This is a genomic window from Microbacterium sp. B19(2022) (genome assembly GCF_012030385.1).
In the GTDB taxonomy this organism is placed as follows: Bacteria; Actinomycetota; Actinomycetes; order Actinomycetales; family Microbacteriaceae; genus Microbacterium; species Microbacterium oxydans_B.
Genome location: NZ_JAAUVO010000010.1, coordinates 141,037 through 158,172, shown reverse-complemented (window position 1 = coordinate 158,172; position 17,136 = coordinate 141,037). Strand labels below are relative to the sequence as shown.

Annotated in this window: 17 protein-coding genes; 12 read left to right on the top strand and 5 right to left on the bottom strand. The window is 70.2% G+C overall.

The annotated features are described in order from the left end of the window. From HCX50_RS11460 to HCX50_RS11440, 5 genes are all read left to right on the top strand, one after another. Positions 1 to 755 (top strand): gamma-glutamyl-gamma-aminobutyrate hydrolase family protein (locus HCX50_RS11460; RefSeq protein ID WP_205829026.1); only part of this gene is annotated, 755 nt, incomplete at its 5' end. A 23-nt stretch (positions 756 to 778) separates the two neighbouring features. Continuing rightward, a complete protein-coding gene (locus HCX50_RS11455; RefSeq protein WP_167634474.1) occupies positions 779 to 1,543 on the top strand; it encodes an SDR family NAD(P)-dependent oxidoreductase in 765 nt (254 codons plus the stop codon). Further along, positions 1,528 to 2,913, top strand: coding sequence for a glutamine synthetase family protein (locus tag HCX50_RS11450; protein WP_167634473.1), 1,386 nt, complete (start codon positions 1,528 to 1,530; stop codon positions 2,911 to 2,913). The genes HCX50_RS11455 and HCX50_RS11450 overlap by 16 nt, the downstream gene beginning before the upstream one ends. A gap of 1 nt (position 2,914) precedes the next feature. Continuing rightward, a complete protein-coding gene (locus HCX50_RS11445) occupies positions 2,915 to 4,357 on the top strand; it encodes an aldehyde dehydrogenase family protein (protein WP_091029339.1) in 1,443 nt (480 codons plus the stop codon). 14 nt (positions 4,358 to 4,371) lie between these two features. Then, positions 4,372 to 5,094, top strand: a complete 723-nt coding sequence (locus HCX50_RS11440; RefSeq protein WP_091029342.1) for a FadR/GntR family transcriptional regulator — start codon at positions 4,372 to 4,374, stop codon at positions 5,092 to 5,094. A 21-nt stretch (positions 5,095 to 5,115) separates the two neighbouring features. Here the strand turns inward: HCX50_RS11440 and HCX50_RS11435 are convergent, their stop codons facing one another. Continuing rightward, the gene (locus HCX50_RS11435) at positions 5,116 to 6,183 is read right to left on the bottom strand and encodes a threonine aldolase family protein (RefSeq protein ID WP_091029346.1); all 1,068 of its coding nucleotides are present in this window, start codon (positions 6,181 to 6,183) and stop codon (positions 5,116 to 5,118) included. An 84-nt stretch (positions 6,184 to 6,267) separates the two neighbouring features. Between HCX50_RS11435 and HCX50_RS11430 the strand changes: the two genes are divergently transcribed. After that, complete coding sequence (locus HCX50_RS11430) at positions 6,268 to 7,716, top strand: MFS transporter (protein ID WP_167634472.1); 1,449 nt, start codon at positions 6,268 to 6,270, stop codon at positions 7,714 to 7,716. A gap of 12 nt (positions 7,717 to 7,728) precedes the next feature. On the opposite strand, the gene HCX50_RS11425 is transcribed toward HCX50_RS11430, so the two are convergent. Together HCX50_RS11425 and HCX50_RS11420 are read right to left on the bottom strand one after the other, a co-directional pair. Further along, complete coding sequence (locus HCX50_RS11425) at positions 7,729 to 8,388, bottom strand: SDR family NAD(P)-dependent oxidoreductase (protein WP_167634471.1); 660 nt, start codon at positions 8,386 to 8,388, stop codon at positions 7,729 to 7,731. A gap of 122 nt (positions 8,389 to 8,510) precedes the next feature. Continuing rightward, the gene (locus HCX50_RS11420; protein ID WP_167634470.1) at positions 8,511 to 9,950 is read right to left on the bottom strand and encodes a DUF6421 family protein; all 1,440 of its coding nucleotides are present in this window, start codon (positions 9,948 to 9,950) and stop codon (positions 8,511 to 8,513) included. Between the two features lie 72 nt (positions 9,951 to 10,022). Here HCX50_RS11420 and HCX50_RS11415 point away from each other — a divergent pair, with 72 nt between their 5' ends. From HCX50_RS11415 to HCX50_RS11405, 3 genes are all read left to right on the top strand, one after another. Continuing rightward, on the top strand, positions 10,023 to 10,481 hold the full coding sequence (locus HCX50_RS11415; protein ID WP_091029359.1) for an Lrp/AsnC family transcriptional regulator: 459 nt from the start codon (positions 10,023 to 10,025) through the stop codon (positions 10,479 to 10,481). 103 nt (positions 10,482 to 10,584) lie between these two features. After that, a complete protein-coding gene (locus HCX50_RS11410; protein ID WP_091029363.1) occupies positions 10,585 to 10,875 on the top strand; it encodes a DUF4287 domain-containing protein in 291 nt (96 codons plus the stop codon). Between the two features lie 51 nt (positions 10,876 to 10,926). Further along, entirely contained in the window at positions 10,927 to 11,901 is a 975-nt protein-coding gene (locus HCX50_RS11405) for a 1,4-dihydroxy-2-naphthoate polyprenyltransferase (protein ID WP_167634468.1), read from the top strand. Positions 11,902 to 11,916: 15 nt separating this feature from the next. Here the strand turns inward: HCX50_RS11405 and HCX50_RS11400 are convergent, their stop codons facing one another. Together HCX50_RS11400 and HCX50_RS11395 are read right to left on the bottom strand one after the other, a co-directional pair. Next, on the bottom strand, positions 11,917 to 12,216 hold the full coding sequence (locus HCX50_RS11400) for a DUF4229 domain-containing protein (protein WP_091029369.1): 300 nt from the start codon (positions 12,214 to 12,216) through the stop codon (positions 11,917 to 11,919). A gap of 9 nt (positions 12,217 to 12,225) precedes the next feature. Beyond that, positions 12,226 to 13,152 carry a hypothetical protein gene (locus HCX50_RS11395; protein WP_167634466.1) on the bottom strand — a complete coding sequence of 309 codons (927 nt, stop codon included), beginning with the start codon at positions 13,150 to 13,152 and terminating at the stop codon, positions 12,226 to 12,228. Between the two features lie 404 nt (positions 13,153 to 13,556). Between HCX50_RS11395 and HCX50_RS11390 the strand changes: the two genes are divergently transcribed. From HCX50_RS11390 to HCX50_RS11380, 3 genes are read left to right on the top strand one after another with little or no spacing between them, the layout of a single operon-like run. Continuing rightward, on the top strand, positions 13,557 to 14,537 hold the full coding sequence (locus HCX50_RS11390) for a glycosyltransferase (protein WP_167634464.1): 981 nt from the start codon (positions 13,557 to 13,559) through the stop codon (positions 14,535 to 14,537). Next, on the top strand, positions 14,534 to 15,880 hold the full coding sequence (locus HCX50_RS11385; RefSeq protein ID WP_167634462.1) for a polysialyltransferase family glycosyltransferase: 1,347 nt from the start codon (positions 14,534 to 14,536) through the stop codon (positions 15,878 to 15,880). Before HCX50_RS11390 ends, HCX50_RS11385 begins: the two co-directional genes overlap by 4 nt. Positions 15,881 to 15,906: 26 nt before the next feature. After that, complete coding sequence (locus HCX50_RS11380) at positions 15,907 to 17,067, top strand: acylneuraminate cytidylyltransferase (protein ID WP_167634460.1); 1,161 nt, start codon at positions 15,907 to 15,909, stop codon at positions 17,065 to 17,067. The last annotated feature ends 69 nt before the right edge of the window (positions 17,068 to 17,136 follow it).

Genomic DNA, 17,136 nt, shown 5'->3' with positions numbered 1-17,136 from the left:
CCCCCGCCCTGCCCCGACCCCTGATCGGCATCTCCGGACGACGCTTGCGCGGCGCGGCGATCGGCGCTCCGCACGGTTTCGCCGACGCTCCGCTCGAGGCCTACCTCAGCGAGTACTCGACCTCGGTGCTGCACGCCGGCGGGCTGCCGGTGCACCTGCCGATGGATGCCGTGCCGGCCGAGCTCGTCGAGCGCCTCGACGGCGTCGTGATCGTGGGCGGTGACGACGTCGATCCTCGCCTCTACGGGCAGACCCCGGGACCGTTCACCCCTCTGATCGACCCGCAGCGCGACGCGTTCGAAGCCGGGCTGATCGAGGCCGCCATCAGCGGCGGCATCCCGCTGCTCGGAGTCTGCCGCGGTGCACAGCTCCTCAACGTCGTCCGCGGCGGCACGCTCCATTCGCACCTGCCGCCGGGCGAGGGGGAGTCGCACGGTTCCTACGCCTACCCGCGCGCCCATCGGGTGCACGAGGTGCGCACGGCGCCGGGCAGCGTCGCCCAGACGCTCTATGGCGAGACGACCCGTGTCAACTCGTTCCATCACCAGGCGGTCGATGTGCCCGGCCGCGGAGTCGTGGTGACCGGGTGGGCGCCGGACGGCGTCGTCGAGGCCATCGAGCTCGAGGGTCTTCCGGTGATCGGGGTGCAGTGGCATCCCGAGACCTTCGGAGCCGACCCGGTCTTCGGGTGGCTGGTCGCACAGGCCGCCGCCCGTGCGACGCTCACCCCCTCCGCCACACAGAACATCGCCTAGGCGTCACCGAACAAGGAGAAGAAATGCGACACGCAGACAAGAACGCCCTCATCACGGGCGCAGGCTCCGGCATCGGGCGGGAGACGGCCCTCCGGCTCGCCGGTGAAGGAGCGCGCATCCTCGTGACCGACGTGTCCGCCGATGGTGCGGCCGAGACGGTCCGCCTCATCGAGGAGGCAGGCGGCACCGCCCTCGCGGCCGTGGTGGACGTGCGCTCGCGGGAGCAGATCCGCGCGGCGGTCGACGTCGCCCGTGCGGCGTGGGGGGCGCTGCACCTCCTGGTGAACAACGCCGGGGTCGTCACCGAGCACTCGTTCGAGACCCTCACCGAGGAGGCATGGGACTTCGTCTTCGACATCAACCTCAAGGGACAGTTCCTCGTCGCGCAGGAGGCCGCCCCGCTCATCGCCGAGTCCGGCGGCGGGGCGATCGTGAACCTGTCGACCGTCGAGGCCCTCGTCGTCGTGACGAGCACCGGCACCGCGCAGCCTCACTACAACGCGAGCAAGGGCGGCGTGCCGATGCTCACGAAGGCGCTCGCGGTCGAGCTCGCGGCGAAGAACATCCGCGTCAACTGCGTGGCGCCCGGCCCCATCGCGACGGACTTCTTCGACTACGAGAGCGTCACGAGCCCCGAGGCTCTGGAGTTCATGAAGCAACGCCTCCTGGTGCCGCGGGTGGGCGTGCCCGCCGACATCGCCTCCGCGGTCTCCTGGCTGCTCAGCGACGAGGCGTCCTGGATCGACGGCATCCAGCTCCCCGTCGACGGAGGGTGGCTGACGCGATGATCGACGACGTGCGCCTGGCTCCGGACGAGCTGGAGGCTGCCGGCATCCGCACCGTGATCGTCGCGACGCCCGACCTGCAGGGTCGACTCGTCGGCCGCCGCATCCCGGTCGAGGGCTTCGGCCGCGTCGTGGAGAACGGTGTCGACATCTGCACCTGTGCCTGGGCGTGGGACATCGACCAGGGCCTCGAACTGATCGATGCGAACAAGTTCGCGCTGTGCGGCATGCACAACGGCGTCCCCGACGTGACGCTGATCCCCGACCTCGAGACCCTCCGCCCCGCGGCCTGGCTCGAGGGTGTGGCCATCTGCCTCGCCGACCCGGTCGACGTGCACACGCACGAACCGATGCCGCTCTCGCCCCGCGTGCTGCTGAAGCAGGAGCTCGCTCGCATCCGGGAGCTCGGGCTCACCCCGCTCGCGGGGACGGAGCTGGAGTTCTATCTGTTCCGCAACGACCCCAGGGAGCTGCGCCGCTCGGGATTCCGTGACCTCGACCCGACCACCCTCACGCCGTCGGACTTCATGATCCACGAGGGCAATCTCTACGAGCCCTTCTTCCAGAAGCTGCGCGCCGACCTCCGCGCCAGCGGCATCCTCGTCGAGGCCGCGCAGAGCGAATGGGGACTCGGGCAGTGGGAGATGACCTTCGAGTACGGCGACCCGCTGGAGATGGCCGATCGGCACGCGCTCTACAAGCTGGCGGTGCGCGACACCGCCGCTCGCGCCGGCATGTCGGCGACGTTCATGGCGCGGCCGCTCAATGACCAGCCCGGATCCTCCTGTCACGTGCATGTCTCGTTCGTCGACCAGGAGGGCACGGCGGTGTTCTGGGACGAGTCGGCTTCCGATCGCCTCAGCGGACGGATGCGGTCGGCGATCGCCGGCGCGCTCGAACACGCACCCGCGCTGATGGCCTGGTACGCGCCGACCGTCAACTCCTACCGCCGCAGCAACTCGTCCGACGTGGCGGGGAGCGGGCAGACCTGGGGCTTCGACAACCGCACCACGACGGTGCGCGTGGTGGGGCACTCGCCGCAGGCGCTGCGCTTCGAGTTCCGCCTGCCCGGCGCCGACACGAACCCGTACTTCACCCTCACCGGGGTCCTGGCGTCGGCGCGCGACGGCATGGAGAAGGACACCGTGCTGGGCGACGCCGTGGTCGGAAGCGCCTACGACCTTCCCGCCGACGGGGCCATGCCCGCGGATCCCCGGCAGGCGAGCATCCTGTTCGGCGAGAGCCCGCTCGTGCAGGAGCTGCTCACTCCCGAGCTGATCTCGCACCAGCAGGTGCTGCTCGACCACGAGTGGACGACGTTCATGGCCCGCGTCACCGACTGGGACCTGCACCGCTACTTCGATCGGATCTGACATGACGTACCCCGCCCTGCGCACCTGGATCGCCGGCGTCGCCGAGGACAGCCCCGAGAGCGACGGCACCTGGCTGCACGATCCGAACACGGGGGAGGCCCTGGTCGCCTCCGCGTCGAGCTCACTCGACCAGGTCGGCCGCGCCGTGACCGCGGCGCAGCAGGCGCACGACGACGGGCGCTGGCGCGGCCTCGCCCCCGAGCGCCGCGCGCAGAAGCTGGAAGCGCTCGCCGACTGGCTCGACGAGCGGGCCGAGGAAGTCGCGCGTCTCGACGCACTCAACAGCGGCGTGCCGATCTCCGTCACGCGGCTGTTCGGCGGGGCGAACGGCGCGACCCTGCGGGATGCCGCCCGGCGCGCGGTCGCGGTCGGCGACTCGCGGGCGCTCGCCGCCGAGCACGGACCCGTGCGACTGTATCGAGTGCCCTGGGGTCCCACCGCGCTGATCCTGCCGTGGAACGCCCCGTCGGCCATGGCGGTGAAGAAGACGGCGTTCGCGCTCGCCGCCGGTGCGACGGTCGTGCTCAAGCCCTCCTCGTTCTCGCCGTGGAGTGCGCAGCTGCTGCTGGAGGGTATGCACGCGGTCGGCATCCCCGACGGGGTGGTGGGTCTCGTGCAGGGCAGCGGGGGCGTCGGACGCAGTCTCGTCGCCGACGAGCGCATCGCTGCCATCTCGATGACCGGTTCGACGCCGACCGGGCGCGCGATCGCCGCGACGGCCGCTCCGCGCTTCGCGAGACTGCAGCTGGAGCTGGGCTCGAACAACGCCGCGATCGTCCGCCCCGATGCCGACCTGGAGCAGGCGGCGAAGGCGCTGACCGATGGTGTGCTGAAGCTGTCGGGCCAGTGGTGCGAGGCACCCCGCCGGGTGCTCATCGACCGTGCGCGCCGGGACGAGTTGGCAGGTCTCCTGATCGCCGAGTTCGGCCGCCGGGCGATCGGGTCGAGCCTGGACGATGCGACCGAGGTAGGGCCGGTCGCGTTCGCCGGGCGCCGCGACGAGCTCGCCGAGCAGCGGGAGCGGCTGGCGCAGGCCGGTGCCGAGCTGCTGCGCGTCACGCAGGTGCCCGCACAGGGATGGTTCTTCGAGCCGACGGTGGCGGTGCTCGACGGTCCCGGCCTCGCGGACGAGGTCTTCGGACCCCTGCTGCTCGTGGGCGGCTATGCCGACGAGGACGAGGCGGTGGCCCTCGCGAACACCGGGCAGGTCGGACTCGCCGGCTACGTGTTCGGCGCCGACGAGCACGCAGCGGCCGCACTCGGCACACGGCTCGTCGCGGGCGAGGTCAAGGTCAACGGCACGAGCGTGCTCGACATGTCGCCGGAGTCGTCGCAGAGCTTCTTCGGTGCGAGCGGGCTGGGAGGGCACGGAGACGCCGATGTGCTTGACTTCTTCGTGGGGAAGCAGATCGTGGGCTCCGACCGCCCGGGTCTGCCCCTCTGATCGGAGGAGCACGGATGAGCGAGCGTGACGACGCGCCGCACGACTTCTCCCGTGCCGCGCTGCAGCCGGTCTCCGGCTATCAGGCGGTCGCCGGGTTCCTGCGGCGCGAGATGGCGCTCGGCCGCATCCGCCCCGGCGATCGGCTCCCGCCGGAGCGTCGGCTCGCGGAGCAGCTCGGCGTCTCGCGCGAGACCCTGCGTCAAGCCTTGCGGATCCTCGAGGGCAGCGGGCAGATCGTGATCTCGCGCGGTGCGTCCGGTGGGGCGTTCGTGCAGGATGCCGCCCTCGACCCGCGGCTCATCCGCGAGGAGGTGCGCACGCGTTCGGCCGAGATCGGCGAGCTCACCGAGTTCCGCTCGATCGTCGAGTCCGGTGGGGCGGCGCTGGCTGCGAACCGCCGCAGTGACGCCGACCTGGAGGCGATGGCGCTGGCGCAGCGCGATCTCGCCGCCGCCGGCACGAAGGCCGAATCCCGCATCGCCGACACCGACTTCCACATCGCCCTCGCCGAGGCATCCGGCAACTCCTTCGTCCGTGATGCGGTCGAGGAGGCGAGGGTTCGCATGTTCGAGCCCGTCGACCTGATGAGCTTCGACTTCGTGAAGGAATCGAGTTGGCAGGCGCACGAGCAGATCCTCGACGCGGTGCGTCGGGGCGACGCCGAGGCCGCGGATGCCGCGATGCGCGCGCACCTGCTCACCACGCGCGAGGAATTCACGCGCGTCGTCGAATCCTGACGCCCGAGGGGCTCGGGCAGGTCAGCGCGTGGTGAGGCGGGAGAGCTCGGCGACGAACGCGTCGACGTCGGCCTCTTCGGTGTCGAAGCCGCACATCCAGCGCACTTCCTTGCGCGCCGCGTCCCAGTCGTAGAAGCGGAACGAGTCGCGGAGCTGGTCGGCGACGCCGTCGGGCAGGATCGCGAAGACACCGTTGGACTGGGTCGGCTGCGTGAAGTCGACGCCCTGGATGGATCCGTCGGCGATGCCGGCCTCGATCTCGGAACGCAGACGCGCGGCCATGGCATTCGCGTGCTTCGCGTTGCGCAGCCACAGGTCGCCCTCGAGCAGCGCGATCAGCTGCGCCGAGACGAACCGCATCTTCGAGGACAGCTGCATGTTGAACTTGCGCGAGTACTTCAGGCCGTCGGCGGCGTCGGGGTTCAGCACCACGATCGCCTCGCCGAGCATCGCGCCGTTCTTGGTGCCGCCGAAGGTGAGCACGTCGACGCCGGCGTCGCGGGTGAACGCACGCAGCGGCAGGTCGAGGGCGGCGGCGGCGTTCGACAGGCGCGCACCGTCGAGGTGCAGCTTCATGCCGCGCTCGTGCACGTGGTCGGCGATCGTGCGGATCTCGTCGGCCGTGTACAGCGTGCCGAGCTCGGTCGACTGGGTGATCGAGACCACCAGTGGCTGCGCGCGGTGCTCGTCGCCCCAGCCCCAGGCCTCGCGATCGATGAGTTCGGTGGTGAGCTTGCCGTCGTCGGTGGGGACCGTCAGCAGCTTGAAGCCGCCGATCTTCTCGGGTGCCGCTGCCTCGTCGACGTTGATGTGCGCGGTGGATGCCGCGATCACCGCGCCCCAGCGGGGCAGCATCGACTGCAGGCCGGTGACGTTCGCACCCGTGCCGTTGAACACGGGGAACGCCTCGACGCCCTCGCCGAAGTGCGCCTGGAAGACCTCCTGCAGGCGCGCGGTGTACGCATCCTCGCCGTAGGCGCTCTGGTGTCCGCCGTTCGCCGCCGCGATGGCCGCGAGGACCTCGGGGTGGATGCCGGAGTAGTTGTCACTGGCGAAGCCCCGGATCGCGGGGTCATGCTGGATGCTCACCGACCCAGCCTAATTGTCCGCATCGCGCTCGCGGTCCGGGGGAGGGTCTTCCGGATGTCGGATGCCGGATCTACCCTCATAGCCATGGAGCGCACCGCCGCCACTCGGGCATTCGGCAACGTCCTCGTCAACACGCTCATCGCCAACGTGACGACGAGCTTCCTCTGGTTCGCGCTCACGTTCTGGGTGTACATCGAGACGCAGTCAGTGCTGGCCACGGGCATCATCGGCGGGGCGTACATGCTGTTCGTCGCGTTCTTCGCGATGGCGTTCGGCACGATCGTCGATCGCAACCGCAAGCACACCGTCATGGTGATCTCGAGCGTCATCTCCGCCGCCGCCTTCTTGGTGGCGGGGCTTCTCTACCTCTGGCAGCCCGAGGCCGCGCTGCTCGATCTGGGCGGCCCGTGGTTCTGGCTGTTCTCCGGTGTGATCCTGTTCGGCGGCGTGATCGAGCAGCTGCGCAACATCGCCCTGTCCACGACCGTGACGCTGCTGATCCCCGAAGACAAGCGCGCGAACGCCAACGGACTCGTCGGCACGGTGCAGGGCATCGCCTTCCTCGTTACGAGCGTGTTCTCGGGGCTGTCGATCGGGTTCCTCGGCATGGGCTGGACCCTCGCGATCGCGATCGCCGCCATGGCGCTCACATTCGCCCACCTGCTGTTCATCCGCATCCCCGAGGGGACGCCTGAGCCCGACCCCGACGCATCGAGCGCACTCGACTTCCGCGGCAGCGTGCGGGCGATCCGACTCGCTCCCGGCCTGTTCGCCCTGATCATCTTCTCCACCTTCAACAACCTCATCGGGGGCGTCTACATGGCGCTCATGGACCCGTACGGCCTGACCCTCTTCGATGCGCAGACCTGGGGCTTCGCTCTGGCGTTCGCCTCGACCGGCTTCCTGGTGGGCGGCGGCCTGGTGGCGAAGTTCGGGCTCGGCCCCAAGCCCATGCGCACGATGCTGCTCGTCGTGATCGCCATGGGGCTGCTGGGCTCGGTGTTCATGCTGCGCGAGTGGTGGCCGCTGTACGTGATCGGCATGTGGGCGTACATGGCGCTGGTGCCGCCGGTCGAGGCGGCGGAGCAGACCATCATCCAGAAGGTCGTGCCGTACGAACGGCAGGGGCGCGTGTTCGGCGTGGCCGCGGCGATGGAGGCGGCGGCGGCCCCGATCACGGCGTTCATGATCGCCCCGATCGCCGAGTTCCTGATCATCCCGTACATGAACACCCGCGAGGGGCAACAGAGGTGGGGCTGGCTGCTCGGCGAGGGTGAGGCTCGAGGCATCGCACTGATCTGCCTGTTCGCGGGGCTCATCATGGTGGTGGCTGCGACGCTGGCCTTCTTCACCCGTTCGTACCGCAAGCTCACCGAGCTCTACGCCGAGGCGCCGGAGCAGGAGATCGACCACGGAGAGACCGACGGAGAAGTGCACACGGCCGAGGCGGGCGCGCAAGAGGAGCGGGCGAGCGAGCACCGGCATGCCGATGCCCCGCCCATCGTGCCGGGAATGCCGCCCGAATCGCGGTGACCGTGACCGCGGTCAGTCGAGGTCGAACACCCGGTCGTTGAGGGCGCTGGCGTCGGTATCCCAGAGGGTGAGGATCCGTGCGGCCAAGACCTCGGGATCGAGCGACTTGGCCCGGAACACGACGGATGCCGTGCGCAGCTGCTCACCGGAATCGCGTGCGGACTTCGCGTACCCCTGGGCGACGGCCCGGGTCCAGGCCTCGCTCGCCGCCTTCACCGCGGCGTAGTTCGCCCCGCCGGCGAGGGGCCGCGCGACCGCCGTCGACGACACGATCGCGAACCGACCCGCCCCCGACGCACGCAGTGCCGCGTCGAACGCCCGGCTCGTCGCGCGAACTGCCTCGAGCGCGGGCAGCAGTGCGGCGAAGTCTTCGTCGGACTGCCCGGCGAGGCCGCCGCCCCCGCGCCAACCCCCGACGAGCGGCACCACCGCGTCGACGGGGCCGATCTGCGCCGCCAGCGCCGTCATCTCGTCGAGCGAGGTCGCATCCGCGAGGAAGACCTCCGCGCCCGCATCTGCCAACGGCTGCAGCCCTTCGGGGGTACGGCCGGTCGCGATCACGCGTGCCCCCGCGCTGTGCAGGGCGTGTGCCACCGCCCGCCCCGCCGCACTGGTCGCTCCGGCGAGCACCACCGTGCGGCCGGACAGTCTCGAGTCGATGAGTTCATCCATGTCGCTCACTCTTCCGGTTCGGAGGGGCTTCTGCGGCCGGAACCCGCGGAGATATCCGCAGAACAGGTTCCGGCCGCAGCGCGGTGCGCCCCAGCGTCACACTCGGAACGCGCGCGTGGTCATCAGTCGTCCGTGCCGCGGATGCCCACGGTCGATTCGATGACGGGCTTCATCTTCTTGTGGAGGGTCTCGAAGAACATCGACAGCGGGAACTCGTCGTCCATCACGGCATCCGTGTAGCCCTTCGGCGCCCCGGCGAGGATCTCGTCCGACAGTCCGCGGGCCCACTGCGAGGCCGGGTGCGGGGTGAGCGTGCCGCGGACGAGCTCGTAGGCGGCGAGCCAGTGCGCGACCTTGGGGCGGTCGATCGAGTGCCAGTACAGATCGTCGATCGCGTCGCCGAGCGCGACGACGGCGTCCGGCACAGCGTCCCAGTCGAAGGTGAGAGCCGTGTCGGTCCAGTGCAGCACGCCGCGCTGGTGCAGCCACGCGAACAGCAGCTGTCCGCCCACCGCGTCGTAATTGCGCGTGCGGGTGCCGGTGATCGAGAAGCGGAAGATGCGGTCGAAGATCACCGCGTACTGCACGAGGTGCGCGTAGTCGTGCATCTCCTGCTCGGTCTCGGTGAGCTCCTCACCGGCGGCGATGCGGGCCGCGAGGGCGCGCTCGATCTTCACCGACTCGCGGAACGCGGTCATGTCGCAGCGCATCTCCTCCAGCGAGTACAGGAAGAACGGCATCCGCTGCTTGATCATGAACGGGTCGAAGGGCAGATCGCCGCGCATGTGGGTGCGGTCGTGGATGATGTCCCACATGACGAAGGTCTTCTCGGCCACCTGCTGGTCTTCGAGCATCGCGGCGGCCCGCTCGGGCAGTTCGAGGTTGGTGATCTCGGCTGCGGCACGGGTGACGCGACGGTAGCGAGCGGCCTCGCGGTCCTGGAAGATCGCGCCCCACGTGAAGGTCGGGATCTCGCGCATCGCGACGGTCTCGGGGAAGAGCACGGCCGAGTTCGTGTCGTAGCCGGGCGTGAAGTCGACGAGGCGCAGCGAGACGAACAGCTTGTTGCCGTAGTCGCCGGCCTCGAGGGCGGCGATGAACTCCGGCCAGATCGTCTCGACGATCAGCGCCTCCACCAGGCGGTCGCTCGAGCCGTTCTGCGTGTACATCGGGAACACGACCAGGTGACGGATGCCGTCGACGCGGGTCTGCTGCGGCTGGAAGGCCATCAGCGAGTCGAGGAAGTCCGGCACGCCGAAGTCTTCGGATGCCCAGCGGTCGAAGTCGATCACGGAGGCGGCGAGGTACTCCGCGTCGTGCGGGAAGGCGGGGGCGAGGGCGCGGATCGCGGCGGTGATGGCGCCGACGAGCTCGCGGGCCGCGGCGTGGTGCGCGGCGTCCGGGATCGAGCCGTCCTTGATCTGCATCTCGCGGATGGCGATCGCGGCGTCCTTGAGCTGGGCCCAGGCGGCGGACTGCTCGGCGGTCGACGCGTCCTCGACGACCTCGGGTTCGCCGACGATGGCCTGGACAGCGGAACTGTTGGCGGAAAGAAGGGACATCGGGACCTCCGATCGGAGTTTTCAACGGAAAGATTCCGGTATAAACGGAATACTCACGATAATCTTACAGCCATGGATGATTCTGTCGACCGTGCGATCCTGACCGCGATCTCCCGTGACGGGCGCGCCACGCTCTCCCAGCTGTCGGATGCCGTCGGGCTCTCGGTCTCGGCCGTCCAGTCGCGGCTGCGACGACTCGAGACGAGGGGTGTCATCGCCGGATATCAGGCGATCCTCGACCCCGAGCAGGTGGGCACCCCGCTCTCGGCGTTCATCGAGATCACTCCGCTCGACCCCGCCCAGCCCGACAATGCCCCCGAACTGCTCGAGCACCTCGACGCGATCGAGGCCTGCCACTCCATCGCCGGCGACGCGAGTTACATGCTGTTCGTGCGGGTCCCGTCTCCGCGCGCGCTGGAGGAGCTGGTCCGCGACGTGCGGCTCGCGGCCAACGTCAGCACCCGCACGACCGTGGTGCTGCAGACCTATTACGAGCACCGGCCGATCATCCCCGTCGGCTCGGCCGAGTAGAACGAAGGACAAGGCCTCCCGCGATGTCGGGGTGCGGTGCTAGGTTTCGGGCAGATCCCCGGCCACCCCTGTTCCTCGACGAGGACTGAGCACCAGGAGCACCATGTCCTTCCAGGCATACCTCGACAACATCGAGACCAAGACGGGGCTGACCCCGCGACAGTTCATCGAGCTCGCGACCGAGAAGGGGTTCGACCAGACGACGAAGGCCGCTCCCATCGTCGCGTGGCTCAAGGAGGACTACGCGCTGGGGCAGGGGCACGCGATGGCCCTCGTGCATGTGATCACCAAGGGCCCGCAGATCAGCAGCAAGCACGTCGGTACGGGCGGTGCCCACGGCGACGCCTCCGACACGCTCTGGCTCGACGGCAAGGACAGCAACCCGAATCCCTGATCCGTCGTCCCGCTGAGGTCGGGCATCGCCCCGGCCAGTAGGATTCCCTGCGTGGCAGCATCCTCCCAGCGCAAGAAGAAGAGTCGGACCGCGAAGCACACCCCGGCCCGCACCAGCGGCAACCCGGCGCGGCGTCCGGTCGTCGAGGCGGGCCCGGTCACCGCATCCGATTGGATCGGGGCCGCGCGGCTGCGCACCCTCCCGCTCGCGATCGCCCCGGTGATCATCGGCACCGGTGCGGCGCGCAGCACCGGACCCGAGTTCCACTGGGTGATCGCGCTCGCGTGCCTCGCCGTCGCGGTGCTGCTGCAGATCGGCGTGAACTTCACGAATGACTACAGCGACGGCGTCCGCGGCACCGATGCCCACCGCGTCGGGCCCGCGCGCCTGACGGCATCCGGGCGGGTGAAGCCACGCACCGTCCTGATCATCGGCCTGGTCTTCTTCGCGCTCGCCGCGGTCGTCGGCCTCGCGATCGTCGTGCGCACCGAGCAGTGGTGGATGCTGGCGGTCGGTGCGGCGTGCATCGTCGCGGCCTGGTTCTACACGGGCGGCAAGCGGCCATACGGGTACTACGGCCTCGGCGAGGTCTTCGTGTTCGTGTTCTTCGGGCTCGTCGCCACGCTCGGCACCACCTGGGTGCAGGTGTTCGAGCTGCCGCTGCAGGCGTGGCTCGGAGCCATCGCCGCCGGCCTGTTCGCGTGTGCTGTGCTGCTCGCCAACAACCTGCGTGACATCGACCAGGACCGCGAGGTCGGCAAGCGCACGCTCACCGTTCTGATCGGGCGCCGGGCCACTCAGGTGCTGTTCACCCTGTTCGTCCTGGCGCCGTTCGGCATCGCCGTGTCCCTCGCGCTGCTGTTCCCGATCGCGTGGATCTCGCTCCTCGCGCTGCTGGCCGGGCTTCCTGCCATCGTGATCGTCTGGGCCTACCGGCAGCCGAGGGAACTGGTGACCGCGCTCGCCCTGACGTCACTGACATCACTGCTGTACGCGGGCGCCCTGTTCTGGGCCTTCGTCGGCTGAGCGGCAGCGCGGCGGTCAGGCCCTCGGGTCGTCGGTGGGCTCGTTCGCGTCGATCGCCTGGTCCTCGGCATCCGCATCGGCCTGGCTGCCGGACGACCGGCTCTCGCGGCGCTCCGCGAGTCGGGCCGAAGCATCGGTGAGCGGCGTGCGCAGGAACAGCATCGAGATGCTCATGCCGATGAGCGCGGCGAAGATCGCGGCGAGCCACCAGTACTCGCGGAAGATCGGGAAGAAGAACCAGAGGATGGCGAGCGGGACGAGGAACGCCAGCAGCCGCAGCACGGTGTAGACGAGGAAAGGCGCGGGCTTCTTCACCCTTCCAGTCTACGTTCGACGCGGGGGTGGCTCGGCGCCGGTGCCCTCGATGCCGAGCCGAGCGAACGGGATGCCGCGCACCACACGATGCCACGGGTGCTCCCCGAGTGACCACAGCAGCTTGGCGTCGATGTCGAGCGCCAGGTCTTCGCAGCCGACCGGGAGGGGCATGTCATCCCGCTCCAGCGCCGACCGCGGCCCGCTCCACAGCGCACCGGGGCGCAGGCCGTCGGACTGTGAGACGAAGTGGCGGTCTCCCCACCGCACGGCGCCCTGCATGCGGGGGATGCTGGGGCTGAAGACGTGCTCCTCCGTGAACCGGCCGTCGGCGTCCTCCGGGATCGAGAACTCGCCGATCCGGCCGCGGTCGTCGGTGCGGTGCTCGCCGATGAGGACACGCCGGAGGGGAGTGCCGTCCTCGTCGAACACGCGACCCAGATACGAGCAGCGCAGCGCGACGGGGTGCACGCGCGTGCGGACGGCGACGAGCGCCGTGGTGCGACCGCGCCGAGGTCGCCTGCCGGCGATGCGCTGAGCGGTGGCACCGCGGACCGTCCGCACATCCGCGAGATCGAACTCCCAGATACCGCGTCCGGTCGCCGCGACGAACAGCCGGTCGTCGAACCAGGCGAGGCCCCCGGCATGGATCGGAGCCGGCTGCAGCTCTCCGTCGTCGTCGGCGATGGCGAGCAGAACGTCGAGATGGCGGGAGCGCTCGAGGTCGACGAACGTCACGCGCGAGGCGAGGTGCACGCCGTCGAGCTGCTGCCGGAACCAGCTCACCGCCACAGTGCGCCGCCCGCGCCACTCGCCGAGATCGATGCCCTGCGGGTACCAACGTCGAGTCCAGGTCCGGGCGGTCAGCCAGCGCAGATCCAGGGTGTCGCGCTGCTTCTGCCGCACCGGACGCCACGTCGATCCGAACGGCCAGAGCATGCTCTCATCGTGGCCGATCGAAGGCGTCGTCGCGAACTCGACAACGAACCGTGCGTCGGATCTCGGCCGATGTACAGATTTACGAAATGCGACATGTATCATGTTACGTGTCGTCGCGTTGAGCTCTAGGGGGAGGGAGCGCGACGACACGGAACGTCCCGGGTCCGGCTGATGGGGGTCAGCAGGGCACGAGGCGGGCGGGGCCATCATCGGTGGCCCCGCTCTCCGAACGCCTCGCGTTCGGCAGTGCGTAGCACTGGGAGGTGTGGCTCCGTTCGGGTACGGGGCCACACCTCACTGCGTGCCTCGGCTGCTTCTGCGGACACCGGTCGTTCACCTCCGCGTCGCCGCGCGGCAACGGCGGGCTGGCACGATTCCGGGACACCACCTGTCCCTGGAGTTCCGTGCGCACACCCCTCGTCACCGTCATCCTGCCCGCGAAAGACGCCGGCGCGTACATCGGGACGACGCTCGAGACGCTCACCCGCCAGTTCGATGATCCTTCTGCGCTCAAGCTCGTCGCCATCGACGACGGCTCGCGTGACGACACCGGTGCACTCATGCGCGCGTATGCCGAGCGCCTCCCGAACGTCGAGCTCATCCGGAACCCGATCGCCCGGGGGCTGGCGACCGCCCGGAATCAAGGGCTCGAACGGGTCGAGGGCGACGCCTTCTGCTTCCTCGACGGCGACGACTGGATGCAGCCGCGCCGGCTCGAGGTGCTGACGGCGAGGCTGCGCGAGCTGGACTGCGACTTCCTCCGCACCGACCACGTCACGGTCACCGGATCGCACCGGGCGCTCGTGCGTGCCCCGCACCCGTGGCGCGAACGCGTGCTCGTCCCGAGGGAGGCGATCCTGCCCGAGAACGAATCCACGATGGTCGACTACCCCTACGCGTGGGCGGGTGTCTTCCACCGCCGCGTTCTCGACGACGGGCTGGCATCGTTCCCGGAGGGGCTGTTCACGGCGGAAGACCGGCCCTGGATCTGGCGGCTCCATCTTCGCGCGGGGTCGTTCGCCGTCGTGGATGCCCCCGCGCTGCTCTACCGACGCGGCATCGCGACGTCGCTCACCCAGGCCCGGGATCGCCGCCAGCTCGACTTCGCCCGCGCGATGGACGAGGTCATCGCCGTCGTCGAGCAGGATCCCGAGGCGGAGCGCTTCCTGCCCAAGGTCGTGTGGACCGCGCTCGCGCTCAGCTCCCACCATCTGGTGCGTGCGCGTCGCATGCACCCGCGGCTGCGCGCCGAGATGCGCAGCGGCATCCGGGACATGCTCCGCCGGCTGCCCGATGACGAGCTCGACGAGACGCTCACGCGCTTCGACGGGCCGCGCCGGCGGGTGCTGGCGCGTGTTCTCCGACAGGCAGGGCGCACGGCATGACCCAGGTCTTCGCGCTGCACAGTGCGTACGGACTCGCCACGGCCGCCGCGGCGATCGACGCCGGGCTCCTCGGCCGTGAGAGTGGGGCGGAGCGCATCCTCGTGCCGTTCACCTCGAGCCGGGTGCCGGAGACGGCGGTCGGCATCGCCCACGACCCGGTCGTGGCGCCGCTGCGCGCGCGGTTCGACCGCATCGAGCCGCTGGAAGACGTTCTCGGCCCGTTGCATCCGAGCTCGTGGGAACCCGCAGAGGCCGACCTCCCGATGCTGGAGCGCCTGCTCGTGCGGACGTGGCGACTGGAGCCGCGGGACCTGGAACTCTTCGTGCAGAGCCCGCAGGTCGCGCCCGCCCGCACCCTGATGACGCTGTTCCCGCACGCGCGGATCACGATCGTGGGGGACGGCCTCATGACGTACTCGCCGATGCGGGTGCGACTGCCGTATGCGGTCGCGGCGCGCATCGAACGTGTGGTCCATGCGGACGTGGTGCCCGGAGTGCGGCCGCTCGTCGGGTCCCCTCGTGCCGAGATCGTGCCGGTTCCTCCCGTTGCGTTCGCCGCGGCACTGCGGGAGACGGATGCCGGCGAGTCGGGCGCCGCGGACGATGCCTCCAGCGTGCTCGTCCTCGGCCAGTACCTGTCGGCGCTCGGGCTCATGACGCCTGCCGAGGAGATCGACCTGCAGAAGCAGCTGATCGACCGCGCCGCGCGGTGGGCTCCGCAGCGCATCGTCTTCAAGCCGCACCCCGCCGCGCCGCCCCTGGTGACCGCGGCGGTCCGTGACAGGGCGCACGTGCACGGGATCGACTTCGTCGAGTATCGCGGCCCGCTCGCGGCGGAGCTGCTCGCCGAACGACTGGATGTGCTGGCCGTCGTCGCCGGGTTCTCGACCGCGCTGCCGACCGTGCACACGCTCTTCGGCAGGGCGATCGGATCAGCGGGCAACGACCGGCTGCTGGCGGCACTGACGCCGTTCGAGAACAGCAACCGCATACCCGTGACCCTGGTCGACGCCCTCACCCGCGACGACTCGCCCTACGGTGACCCCGCCCGGCTGCAGCTGCTGGTCGACGCGGTCGGCTACGCGATGCAGCCCGAGAACGCCGGCCACCTGCGCGGTCGCGCCGAAGAGCTGCTGCGGGGGCTCGATGCGTTCGAGCGGGATCGATACTTCGCCCCGCGGCGGCTGGCGGAGCTGCGGCTGCCGGGCGCGCCGCAGGAGAGTGCGCTGCGCCGGGCGTTGCGCCCCGCCGGGGGAGTGGGCAGGGTCGAGGAGTGGCGGCTCCACGCCCTCGGCGCGCGGCGACGCGTCGGCCGAGCCTGGCGCGCGCTGCGCGGGCGATGATGACGATGACGACGAGGATGGACGACATGGACGAGCAGCGGCCCCTCACGGTGGCGATCATCCCCGCGCGCGGTGGATCGAAGCAGGTGCCGCGCAAGAACCTGCAGCGGGTGGGCGGGGTGCCGCTGGTCGAGCGGGCCGTGCGGGCGGCCGCTGCCGCAGCCGGCATCGACCTGGTCGTGGTCTCCACCGACGACGACGAGATCGCCGCGGTCGCGACGGCCGCGAGGGCCCGCGTCATCCGCCGCCCCGCCGAGCTTTCCGGCGACACGGCGACCTCGGAGAGTGCGATCCTGCACGCCCTGGACGAGCTCGAGGCGGGCGGGGACAGGGTCGAGATCGTGGCGTTCCTGCAGGCGACGTCGCCGTTCATCCCGAGTGACGCGCTCGCCGCGGCAGTGGAGGAGATCCGCGCCGACCGCGCCGACAGTGTTTTCGCGGCCCACGAGACCTACGGATTCCTGTGGCGCGAGGACGACCGTGGCGAGGCGGTCGCGATCAACCACGAGGCCGCGCACCGCCCGCGCCGGCAGGACCGGGAGCCGCACCACCTCGAGACCGGCGCCTTCTACGTCTTCCGGGCCGCGGGGTTCCGTGAGAGCCGGCATCGGTTCTTCGGCAGGATCCGCATCGCGGCGGTGCCGGAGTGGACGGCGATCGAGATCGACGATGCGGATCAGCTCCGGGTCGCCCGGACCCTGGCGGCACTGCACGAGGTCCCAGGGCGCATCCCGGTCCGGGCGGTCGTGACCGATTTCGACGGCGTGCACACCGACGACACCGCGATCATCGATGCCGACGGCGGGGAACGGGTGCGGGTCAGCCGCGAGGACGGGATGGGGGTGGCCCTGCTGCGCCGCGCCGGCGTGCCCCTGCTGATCCTGTCGACCGAGGTCAATCCGGTCGTCCGCGCTCGTGCCGACAAGCTCCGCGTGCCTGTCCTGCACGGCATCGACGACAAAGAGACGGCGCTGCGGAATTGGGCGCGGGAGAACGACGTGCCCCTCGCCGACATCGCCTACCTCGGCAACGACGTGAACGATCTGCCGGCGCTGCGGATCGTGGGATGGCCCATCGCCGTCGCGAACGCGCATCCGCTCGTCATCGAAGAGGCCCGCGTGGTGCTGCGCCGCCGCGGTGGCGAGGGCGCCGTACGGGAGCTGATCGAACGAGTGTTGTCGAGCTGACCGATGCCGGTAACCCGGCCGTCGCCCGGTGTTCATCCTCGGCCCGTACTCAGGAGGGAGGGGTTGCAC